The 11,483-nt window shown below is 40.9% G+C and carries 11 protein-coding genes; 8 read left to right on the forward strand and 3 right to left on the reverse strand.

What is annotated here, in order from left to right:
• The first annotated feature begins 270 nt into the window (after window positions 1-270).
• From yycF to rlmH, 7 genes are all read left to right on the forward strand, one after another.
• Window positions 271-984 (forward strand): response regulator YycF, encoded by a 714-nt coding sequence (gene yycF / locus FC30_RS05105; RefSeq protein WP_056938488.1) that lies wholly within the window; start codon window positions 271-273, stop codon window positions 982-984.
• A 1-nt stretch (window position 985) separates the two neighbouring features.
• Complete coding sequence (walK, locus tag FC30_RS05110) at window positions 986-2,851, forward strand: cell wall metabolism sensor histidine kinase WalK (RefSeq protein WP_010690152.1); 1,866 nt, start codon at window positions 986-988, stop codon at window positions 2,849-2,851.
• Complete coding sequence (locus FC30_RS05115; RefSeq protein WP_010690153.1) at window positions 2,841-4,208, forward strand: YycH family regulatory protein; 1,368 nt, start codon at window positions 2,841-2,843, stop codon at window positions 4,206-4,208. The genes walK and FC30_RS05115 overlap by 11 nt, the downstream gene beginning before the upstream one ends.
• Window positions 4,198-5,010 (forward strand): two-component system regulatory protein YycI, encoded by an 813-nt coding sequence (locus tag FC30_RS05120; RefSeq protein ID WP_010690154.1) that lies wholly within the window; start codon window positions 4,198-4,200, stop codon window positions 5,008-5,010. Before FC30_RS05115 ends, FC30_RS05120 begins: the two co-directional genes overlap by 11 nt.
• 21 nt (window positions 5,011-5,031) lie before the next feature.
• Window positions 5,032-5,838: an MBL fold metallo-hydrolase gene (locus FC30_RS05125; RefSeq protein WP_010690155.1), complete on the forward strand. Its 807-nt coding sequence runs from the start codon at window positions 5,032-5,034 to the stop codon at window positions 5,836-5,838.
• Between the two features lie 116 nt (window positions 5,839-5,954).
• Window positions 5,955-7,259 (forward strand): S1C family serine protease, encoded by a 1,305-nt coding sequence (locus FC30_RS05130; protein ID WP_010690157.1) that lies wholly within the window; start codon window positions 5,955-5,957, stop codon window positions 7,257-7,259.
• A 215-nt stretch (window positions 7,260-7,474) separates the two neighbouring features.
• Window positions 7,475-7,954 carry a 23S rRNA (pseudouridine(1915)-N(3))-methyltransferase RlmH gene (rlmH, locus tag FC30_RS05135; RefSeq protein ID WP_010690158.1) on the forward strand — a complete coding sequence of 160 codons (480 nt, stop codon included), beginning with the start codon at window positions 7,475-7,477 and terminating at the stop codon, window positions 7,952-7,954.
• Window positions 7,955-8,048: 94 nt separating this feature from the next.
• Here the strand turns inward: rlmH and FC30_RS05140 are convergent, their stop codons facing one another.
• From FC30_RS05140 to FC30_RS05150, 3 genes are all read right to left on the reverse strand, one after another.
• Window positions 8,049-8,246, reverse strand: coding sequence for a hypothetical protein (locus tag FC30_RS05140; RefSeq protein WP_010690160.1), 198 nt, complete (start codon window positions 8,244-8,246; stop codon window positions 8,049-8,051).
• Between the two features lie 257 nt (window positions 8,247-8,503).
• Window positions 8,504-9,040, reverse strand: coding sequence for a PadR family transcriptional regulator (locus FC30_RS05145; RefSeq protein WP_010690165.1), 537 nt, complete (start codon window positions 9,038-9,040; stop codon window positions 8,504-8,506).
• Between the two features lie 57 nt (window positions 9,041-9,097).
• Window positions 9,098-9,646, reverse strand: coding sequence for a phenolic acid decarboxylase (locus FC30_RS05150; protein ID WP_010690167.1), 549 nt, complete (start codon window positions 9,644-9,646; stop codon window positions 9,098-9,100).
• Window positions 9,647-9,924: 278 nt separating this feature from the next.
• On the opposite strand from FC30_RS05150, the gene FC30_RS05155 reads away from it, so the two are divergent.
• The coding region (locus FC30_RS05155) for a mucin-binding protein (RefSeq protein WP_156400132.1) at window positions 9,925-11,483 on the forward strand (1,559 nt) is incomplete at its 3' end.

Raw genomic sequence — 11,483 nt, forward strand, 5'->3', positions numbered from 1 at the left:
AGAGCAACGGACTCTTAATCCGTGGGTCCAGGGTTCGATCCCCTGACCACCCATCAGAGATTTACTAACAGCAATTGCAGATCTTGCTCTGTAGTTGCTGTTTTTTTTGTGTATTTTGAACGAAACGGTCAGGGCCATGCTACTGAGTTTCTGTAACCGAAGCTGAGTTTGTAGTACAATAGGGGTGGTATGATCTATTGAACTACATCCAAGGGGCAGTAGTGCCCACAGTGATATGTATGTAATTTATATAAAGAGGAATTTAAACTTATGAAAAAGATTTTAGTTGTAGATGATGAGAAACCGATCTTAGATATCATTAAGTTCAATCTGACCAAAGAAGGTTACGATGTATACACTGCCGAAGATGGTCAAGAAGCTTTAGATAAGGTCGAAGAGGTCTTGCCTGATCTGATCATTTTGGATCTGATGTTACCTAAAGTCGATGGACTCGAAGTAGCACGGGAAGTCCGGAAAAAATATGAAATGCCTATCATTATGGTGACGGCTAAAGATACTGAATTAGATAAGGTCTTAGGCTTAGAAATGGGTGCTGATGACTATGTGACCAAACCATTTTCTAACCGTGAATTGATCGCCCGGGTCAAGGCTAATTTACGGCGCCAAGCAACCGTAGTAGCCAGTGCTCAAAGTGAAGAAAAAGAAAAAAATAGTGACATTGTGATTGGAAACTTAACGATCCACCCGGAAGCATATGTGGTCTCTAAAAATGATGAAAATATCGAATTGACCCACCGTGAATTTGAATTGCTTTACTATTTAGCCAAACACATTGGGCAAGTCATGACTCGAGAACACTTGTTGCAGACAGTCTGGGGTTATGATTACTTTGGGGATGTTCGGACAGTTGACGTAACGGTCCGCCGTTTGCGCGAAAAGATCGAAGATAACCCTAGTCGCCCAGTCTGGTTGGTAACACGCCGTGGGGTCGGCTATTATTTACGTAATCCAGAGGCCGAGTAAAATGAATAAGAAATTGCATTTTTTCCAGTCGATCCATTTTAAGATCGCACTGGTTTTTGCTTTACTGTTGTTTTTAGCCTTTCAGATCGTTGGTGCGGTGTTTGTGCAACGCTTAAAAAGTGAGAATTTAAAACAATTTAAGCAAAGTGTGGAAATGCCAGCTTATGTCAATAATTTGCTAGTCACGCAATTGAATGAAGCCGATACGAGTGAAGCAAATGAGCGGATCAAAAATATCTTAGATGATATCAATAATAATAATATTTCAGATATTCAAGTCGTAGATGCTAAAGGTGTGATCCGGGGCGAAAATAATGTGAATAATCGCTCGATGATCGGGCAAAAAGCAACGAATAGTAGCATTAAACAAGTTTTGTACAGTGGACGTAATTTCTCGCAGACGATGTACAATGAACGGGATAACCGGCGCTACTACATCGCGATCACCCCGTTGTTCAACACTTCAGGCAACAACAATACAGTCGTCGGTGCAGTCTATGTCCGCGCTAATTTGGAAAGTGTTTACGATTCGGTCAATGACGTCATCGTGATCTTTGCGACCGCAGCATTGATCGCTACGGGGATCGGGTTAGCCCTTGCGATCCTTGTTTCAAGTGCGATCACTCGTCCGATCGATGAAATGAAAAAGCAAACTGCACGGATCGCTCGTGGAGATTATTCCGGTCAAGTCCAAGTCTATGGCCGTGATGAATTGGGACAATTAGCCCAGGCCGTTAATAATTTATCGGCACGGGTCGAAGAAGCTCAAGAAGTGACCGAATCAGAGCGGCGGCGTTTGGATCTTATCTTATCGCACATGTCAGATGGGGTGATCGCTACTGACCGTGGGGGCAAGATCACGATCATCAACGACATGGCGTGTGAAGCTTTAGAAGTCGAACCCGATGAGGTCAGAAATAAGTCGATCCTAGATATTTTGAATATCCGGGATAAATATACGATCCGCGAACTTTTGGAAAATCAAAATGAGATCATTTTGGATGAATTAGACACCAATCGCGATCAGATCTTAAATGCCAATTTTTCGTTGATCCAACGACGTTCAGGTTTTATCATCGGGATCGTATGTGTCTTGCATGATATCACCGAACAGCAACGGATCGATCGCGAGCGGCGCCAATTTGTTTCCAACGTTTCGCACGAATTGCGGACACCATTGACGAGTATGCGCAGTTACATTGAAGCGTTGAATGAAGGTGCTTGGCAAGACCCTGAGATCGCCCCAGCCTTTTTAAAGGTCACACAAGAAGAGACCGACCGGATGATCCGGATGATCAATGACCTTTTGAGTTTATCGCGAATGGATCTTGGAAAAGTCGAGTTAGACTTGGAGTTAGTCAACTTAAACGAATTGTTCAACTATATCTTGAATCGTTTTGATATGATGCTTGAAAAGGACAACAATGATACCCGCGAAGTGACAAAAAATTATACGATCAAACGCGATTTTACCGATAAGACACTTTGGGTCGAAGTCGATACCGACAAGATCATCCAAGTGGTAGATAATATCATGAATAATGCGATCAAGTATTCACCCGATGGCGGTGTGATCACTTGTCGTCTGTTAGAGACGCATAATCATGTCATCATGAGTATCTCTGATCAAGGTCTCGGGATGCCCAAAAAAGAACTAGCGCATATCTTTGAGCGTTTCTATCGTGTTGATAAGGCACGTTCACGGGCGCAAGGTGGGACTGGTCTTGGACTAGCGATCTCTAAAGAAGTGATCGAGTTGCATCATGGCCGGATCTGGGTCGACAGTACAGAAGGGAAGGGTTCGACCTTCTATATCTCACTACCATATGAAGAATACGAGGAAGGAGATCTATGGGATGAAGAATAAACGCTTAAATGGGTGGTTTTTGCATACCATTTTGATCCTTGCGGTGTTATTTAGTGTTGTTTTTATAGCTTTGATATGGGTAACACCGGTGTATTTTCAGCATTTAGCTGGGATGGCAGCTTCAGATAAGACCAAAGTTATCAATGATGACGCTAATACAACAGATAAGAAGAAATTAACTGATGTTTATCGCCCAGTCTCGATCACGGTGATGGATAAAAAGCATCCGAGCCGGCTTTTGAGCAACCGGATCGATGTGGTCGAACTGATGATGAACTCTTTAGAGAAAAGTAAATTTACTGAGATCGAAGAACCAGAGACCGTCAGCAAAAATGAATATCTAAAACTGATGCGGACGCCTAATTCTTACCAGTTAAATTATGGTTCCGAGCTCTCCTTTGGGGTCTTGAAGCAATATCTTGCTGAACAACCAGCCAAGAGTGAAAATTACAGTTTTGATCGGATCGTGATCAGTTATGATGGTTCGAAGGTCTATTTTTTAGAAGATGCAGGCCTCAAAGTATATAAGGCCAAGTTGACTAAATATGATAAAACTAAGCTCAATAACGTTCATAAGACTAAGGGGCTCAAGCGCTATAAACTTAGCTATGAATACCAAAACGGTCGTTTGATCCAGTATTATGAAGATCAGATCACAGTTCCGCGTTATAGTTATTTATACAATAAAGAAAATGTGGGAATGTACGTTACCCGCTTGTTAGGGGCTGAAAAGAGCAGTACTTCATCGTTGACGACCCGTGAACAAGATGGCGTAACGGTCTATTCCGACGATTCGGGTCAAAAATTGAGCATCCGCGATAAAACTGGCTTGATAACCTATACGGATTATCTGACTGATGAGACGGGACGCCAAAATTGGACTTTAGATGATCATTTAACGAATGATTTTACTGATCTCGAGCAATTAGGCGTCAGTTTAGCCGATGTTAAGTATTCTGAGTACGATATGCAGGAAAAAAATGTCATCTATCGCAGTTACATCGATGGTTTTCCTGTGATCTCGGCGCGCGATTTTGGGACTTATCAGATCAAAAACCACGTTCGCAGCAAGAAACTGGTCTTTTCGCAATGTAGTCTACAAGTTCCAGTGCCAGCAGCGGGTAAAGCTGTGACACTCAAGCAGACAAATGAGATCTTGCCTGAGTTACAAAATGCTGATGTCAATTTGGATAAGATTAGTGATATTCAGATCGGGTATACGGTCTCGCAAAATAGTACCGCTTCACTGGTCATTGATCTGACACCGACATATTTTGTTAAATACAATAATGTTTGGATCAATTATCAAGATCTGATCTCAGGGAAGAAATGGGGGGATAACGACAATGAATTTTAAGCGTATCGAATGGATCTTTGTCATTGCCTTTATCGCCTTAGATATCTTCTTGTTGAGTGTTTATGTGACACAAAATGATACGATCGATCAACGAACGAGTTCGTTTTCTACGACTAGTACTTCGGGCTCTATATTAAAGAGTATCAAAAATGATCAGATCTCTTACGGGCAGCTATCGGATAAACCTCAAGCTGGTTATTATGTTTCCAGTGCAAATTCAAATATTTTGCGGGAAAAAGCAGACCAGTTGCATTATAGTTGGGAATATGCCAACCATAAATTAACGGTCAACTTTACGGATGGTTTAAAACTAGTCGATCCAGACAAACCGCAAGCAACAATAGATGAATTTTTAAAAGATAATAGTATCGTTCTTTTTGGTAAGGAGTATACTTACAATAAGGATCTCTCAACTAAATCCGTGGTCGTTTACACGCAGATGATCTATGGGGGCCCAGTGTACTCGAATGATGGTCAGATCCGCTTTGAGGTAAAAAATGGCTATGTAACAGGCTATACGCAAGGCTATATGAATGATGTTCAGATCTTGCGGGAAAAGCGGGAAACGATCAGCCAAGAACGGGCGTTGATCTGGTTGTATCAATACAACAAGTTGCCCGCTAATACACAAGTTTTGTGGTGTCATTTAGGGTATACACGGTTATTATCGGTGAATAACAGCATCGTATATATTCCAACTTGGAATTTCTGTATCAAAAACAGTAATACAGGTAACATCCAGTATCAGCGGATCAATGCCTTTACGGGTAGTGTGATGGATGAGGCGATCAGTGTTAAATAAACGAGAAAGGGTAGCTTGACAATGAGTGAAGAAGTTGGGTTGAAAGTTAGTGTGCTTGCCAGTGGAAGTACGGGTAATGCGACCTATATCGAGACTCCTAAGCAAAAATTATTGATCGATGCTGGACTTTCGGGTAAAAAAATCGAAGGACTGATGAATTCGATCGGGCGGACATTAAAAGATGTGGATAAACTCTTAGTAACTCATGAACATAGTGATCATATCAAGGGTGTCGGTGTCTTAGCCCGCCGCTATGGCTTAGATGTCTATGCCAATGAAAAGACTTGGGAGCAAATGGCACCCAAGATCGGGCAAGTCAAGACGGAGCAAAAGCATATCTTTGAACGTGAGACAGTCCAAACTTTTGGTGATCTAGATGTTCAAAGTTTTGGTGTTTCGCATGATGCGACTGATCCCCAATTTTATGAGGTGCATTATGCAGGTAAATCATTTGCCATTGTAACAGATACGGGCTATGTCTCGGATCGAATCAAAGGGATCGTGGAAAATGCAGATGGGTATTTGTTTGAATGCAACCACGATACCGAAATGTTACGCGCTGGGATCTATCCATGGTCGCTAAAGCAACGGATCTTGAGCGATCAAGGGCATTTATCCAATGAAGACGGCGCCAATGCCTTGACGAGCGTTTTAGGTGCGCGGACCAAGCGGATCTATCTTGGACATTTGAGTCAAGAAAATAATGTCAAAGAATTAGCACATTTGACAGTTCAACGCCAAATGCAGGCGAAAGACTTTGGCGTCGGTCAAGATTTTCTCTTATTAGATACTGATCCAGCGCAAGCGACCGAGTTGGCAGTTCTTTAAGATAAACCTATATTTTTTAGGATAAAATTAATTTTTACATTATTGTAAGCATTTTTGTTGCAAAAGGCTTATTATAGATAACATAGATACTTAATTATTAAGAGGTGACTTTTTGTATGAGCAAGAATGAACAATTTGATGGTGAGTTTAATGAAGTTGGCTCAAATAATGGGCCGACAAAACAGCCAGGCTCAAAGCAACAAGGGCTAGGTAAAGTATTTTTGATCGGTTTGTGTGCTGGTGTACTTGGTGGTGGTGTAGCTGTTGGTGGCTATACTTTGTATCAAAATAACAGTACACAACTGGCAAGTAATTCCCAAGGAACGACCGCGACCAGCAATGTTAAGGTCAACGTCAGCACGCAAACGACTAAAGCTTTTGATACAGTCAAAGATGCAGTCGTTTCGGTCGAAGCCTATTCAGAACAACAATCCAGTTCATCTTTAGAAGATCTCTTTGGGAAAAATTCGGGTAACTCGACCAGTCAAACCTCCACTAGCGAAGGCTCAGGTGTCATTTATAAAAAGAGCGGTAATACCGCTTATATCGTCACAAATAACCATGTGATCTCCGGAGCTAACAAAGTCGAAGTCTTGTTGAATAGTGGCAAGAAATTATCAGCTACAGTAGTGGGACATGACTCGGTGACAGATTTAGCTGTGCTCAAGATCAACGCTAAAGATGTCAAACAAGTTGCAAGTTTTGGCAACTCGGATAATATCAAAGTTGGTGAAACAGCGTTGGCGATCGGTTCACCTCTTGGCTCAGAATATGCCACCTCTTTGACTCAAGGTATCATTTCGGCTAAGAGTCGGACGATCAACGTAACTAACAGCAGTGGCATCACCACCGGTCAGGCAACTGTTATCCAAACTGATGCGGCTATCAACCCAGGTAACTCTGGTGGAGCTTTAGTCAACTTACAAGGTCAAGTTATCGGGATCAACTCGATGAAACTTTCAAGTACTGGTTCAAGTGAATCGACTTCAGTTGAAGGGATGGGCTTTGCGATCCCAAGTAATGAAGTGGTTTCGATCATCAATCAATTAGTTGAAAATGGGAAAGTTAAGCGTCCAGCATTAGGGATCTCGCTAGTTGATCTGGACTATATCTCCCAAAGTGCTCGAACAGATACGCTCAAGTTACCGGCAGATGTTACTAGCGGTGTAGTCGTTATGAAGGTAGATTCTAGTTCACCATTGAAGGATAGTGGTATTGCTAAATATGATGTGATCACCTCGATCGGTGGTAAGAAAGTTACTGACTTAGCGACCTTGCGTCAAGCATTATATGAACATAAGATCGGTGACACCGTTGAGATCGGTTATTATCATGAAGGTAAGCAACAAACTGCTAATGTAAAATTGACATTGGAAGCAGATGATTCCAATACGACGACATCATCGAACTCCAACGAATAAAGTTAAATTAAAATGTTAATTATGAGGACGGCCACTAAGTGAAAACTTAGTACCGTCCTTTTTGGATATTGTGTATAATAATACAAGAAGATATTTAGTAAGGTTGTCCCCATAAATATTGGGACAGAACAAAAGTGCTCCCCAATATCTTGTGGTTAACTCTGTGGATATGTGGATAACTTTGTGGATAAGTATATGAGAAAGGAATTATTTTCGTGAATATTAAGGTCATTTGTGTGGGAAAACTCAAAGAAAAATACTTAAAACAAGGTATTGCTGAGTATTCTAAACGCTTAAGTAAGTTTTGTAAATTTGAAATTATCGAAGTTCCCGATGAAAAAGCGCCTGAAAAGTTAAGCCCAGCAGAAATGGAAGCGGTGAAACAAAAAGAAGGCGAACGTATTTTGCATAAAATTAAGGATAAAGAGTATGTTTATGCATTAGCGATCGAAGGTAAAGAACGAACATCCGAGGAATTTGCGGCTGAAATAGAAAAGCTCGGAACTTATGGGCATAGTGATGTGACCTTTGTGATCGGAGGCTCACTTGGCCTAAGTCCAGCTGTTTTAAAGCGGGCTCAAACTAAGATCTCGTTTGGACGTTTCACTTTACCCCATCAGTTGATGCGCTTGGTCTTGACCGAACAGATCTACCGTGGGTTTATGATCAATAATGGTAGCCCATACCACAAATAAATAATAAGAGGGCCATCATGATGTGCATCGTGGTGGTCCCTCTTATTATGGTATTGTCAGAAGCATTTGTATAGCTCAGACTTGCTGTAGAAGTTTATTTTGCAAATAACTTATCATAGAGAGCTTCAGCTTCCTCCACAGTGGAAGAGGTCAAATGCGTAACTGCTGTAAGGGTCTCTTCTTTTGTGTAGCCTTCAGCGCGCCCCTCAGTCCGTCCTTCTGCGATTCCTTTGGCGCGAGCTTTTTTGGCAGCTTCAGCAAGTTTGGCATTGAATTCGATCTCATAAAACATGTACTTTCCTCCCTTTAGAGCGCTATTTTTTAGGATAACGATATCATCGGCGATTTTTTGAGTAAATACGCTAGTTGGAATATTAGTAGCAACATATTTGAGAAACACAGCTAACTCCGGTGAGATCGTTGAAAAATCTTTGGCTTTATAGCGGGATTTGTAGCACTATAGCAATGATAAATTTAGATACAAAAACACGACCAAAATTTAAGAATTCGGTCGTGTTTTTGTGTTATCCACATGTGGAAAAATTCTATCTAACTAAGTTGAGCTAAAGTTTCCTTCAGCCAGTTCAATTGGCCTTCTTGGCGGGCAATCGCGCGATTTAAGATTAGATAGTGGCCAAAATGTTGTTCGATTGGGGCTTTGTCCGCAAATAACAACTTTTTGCGTGTCTTGAGATGTTCTAATTGAGCACTGATCAGGGCTATCTGGTCGTTAAATAATTTCTCTATAACTTTAGAATCACTTTTGGTCACAAAAAAGAGTTTAAGTGAAAAGAGATCGCGATTTAAAGGAAGTTCGGTCACGGGTTCCTTGATCCAATTGCTCAGGACCTGCTCGCCAGTAACTGTGATCTGATAGTGCTTTTTGCGCCCGTCAGAATCATTTTCGGTGATTTTAAGCCAATTGTCGTGTTGCATGCGCATCAACTCGGGATAGATCTGACTGTGAGAGGCTTTCCAAAATTCTCCGATCTCGTTTTGGAATTGTGCCGTGATCTCTTTACCAGTCAGTGGTCGTTCTTGGAGCAACCCCAAGATGATATAAGGTAAGATCCGTTTTTGTGGCATAGTACCAGCTCATTTCTATCCATGATCATTTAATTTTACCACTATGGATAGGTTATTTTAAAGTTGGAGATAGTTTTCGTCGTAAAATTTACCCTCACGAATGTCGTCAGTCATGCCAGCGTAGGGAACTTTAGCGATGACTTCATCGTTGTCTTGACCAGCTTTGGCCATGTAAGTGATCGTGGCAAATTCAGGTACGACCAATTTAGGATAAGTAGCGTACTTTTCACGTGCCTCTTCCATCAGGTCAATGTGTTCATTTTGGAAACAAACCGTGATCTCAGGGTGTTCTTCGACCCAATTAGGGAAGAAAATAGTCCCATTTAATTTAAGTTCATTTGGAACAAAATCAAGTGCAACATCAGTGCCAGTCGGTTCAGTCCAAGCAACTTTGTAGATCCCTTCAGTCAACATGTTGATATGTGCTGGTTGATCTTTGACCCAACGTCCAGCGACCATGCCACCATGGATCCGATAATCAACAGTGTGATCGTTTTTAGCATACCATTCGTATTCCCAACCATTATCGTAAGTATAGATGAAATGTGTACCTAGAAAATCATCCAAAGTTTTAAATTTACGTGTTAAATCATTGTGTTGTGTCATTTTGTCCCCTCCAATTAGTGTCGATAACGACATTTATATTATATGTCGTTATCGACACTAATGTAAAATTAATAATTGATTATCATTTTCATTAGTAATTTATTCAGAGAAGTTTAAATATATTAAATGATGTTAAATGTACTTAAATTTTGTTTTTATTGATATGTAAGCTATTTCTCGTTGGTTTTCTAATGTGATATTTTAATTTACGGATAATTATTTACCTAAAAAATATAAGGTTAATTAAGAAGAAACGTTAGAAATTAGGAGGAGTAGCTTTGTTATCAAGAAAGAACACGAAATTAATGGTTGAAAAGCAGGCAAACAAACAAGCGCGTTATGGTCTGCGTAAGTTAAATATTGGTGTAGCTTCGATCTTGTTGGGGCTTAGCTTTTTAGGGGCAGGTAGTATTTCAGCCGACGAGCTCAACAATACGACGGAAGCTAATGTAGAAAATGTTGAACCAACTGAAGATAAGAGCATAAATGAACACAAGATCCGTGAATGCAAGAATGTTAAGCGAACGATCAATTTCTTTCAAGATGGAAAGCTGATCGATTCCATTACTCAAAGTGCAGACTTTTATCGCTATAACATTTGGAATCTTGGAACGAATGAATTGATCGCAAGTACACAGTGGCGTGATACGACAACACATCGTATCGAGAATTATTTCGATGCGGTGGATGTACCAGAGATCGCAGGTTATACGGCTGATCAAACTAAGATCGAAAATACTACAGTAACTGGAGATTCGGCTGATCAAGTAATTAATGTCAACTATACAGCAACGACTGAAGAACAAACGGAACAAAAGACTGTTAAACGTGTGATCCGTTTAGCTAAAGATGGGGTCGTTTTCAAGGAGATCCCACAAGAGTTCACCTTTACCCGAACGAACATCGTTGATAAACAGACAGGACAGATCGTTCAAACTGGTACTTGGAATCAAGCCGAGCATACTTTTGCAGCAGTAGATATCGAACAATTGGAAAATTATACTGCAAGCCAAGATAGGGTAGAAGCATTGACTGTTGATCCTGAGAGTCCTGACAGCGTAGTCGACATTAACTATACATCTGCTCAAAAAGTTGAAGATGAATTTAAAACAGTGGAACGTTTGATCGAGATCTATCATGAAGGGGTCAAGGTCGATGTCTTTACCCAAAAAGTAGAATTTAAGCGAACAAAGACGACTAACTTGGCAACTGGTGAAGTTACGTATGGAGCTTGGAATCAAGCTGAAGGCCTTTGGAGCGCCTTTGATGCACCAGTCTATGATAATTATGAGACAGACACGATCAAAGTCAATAACAAAACAGTTACGCCAGATACAGCTAATGAGACAGCGCGGATCGATTATACAGCTAAACGTGAGAATTTGACCGAAGAAAAAGTTGTTAAACGTGTGATCAATATCTATAAAGACGGTCAAAAAGTCGATCAACATGTGCAAAGTGTAACTTTCAAGCGAACAAATATTAAAAACTTAGCGACTGGTGAGATCACTTATGGTGAATGGGATGAACCTTCCAAGATGCTTGATGACTACAGAGGACCTGAGTTTGAAAATTATGACTCACCAAGTAATCGCTATGTTCCACGGACAGCAGTTTCAGCTACAACTGAAGACCTTGAAGTGAACATGTACTATACAGCCAAAGTTGCTACAAGTATCGAACAAAAAACGGTAGTACGCACGATCCAATTGCACTTCCCAGATGGTACGTTCAAAAAAGTGACGCAACAGGTGACGTTCAAACGCGAAGTGAAGACAAATTTGGCCACGGGTGAAAAAGAATACGGTGCTTGGGATATGGACAAAAATACTTTGCC

It is taken from the genome of Ligilactobacillus animalis KCTC 3501 = DSM 20602, from assembly GCF_001434535.1.
GTDB lineage: Bacteria > Bacillota > Bacilli > Lactobacillales > Lactobacillaceae > Ligilactobacillus > Ligilactobacillus animalis.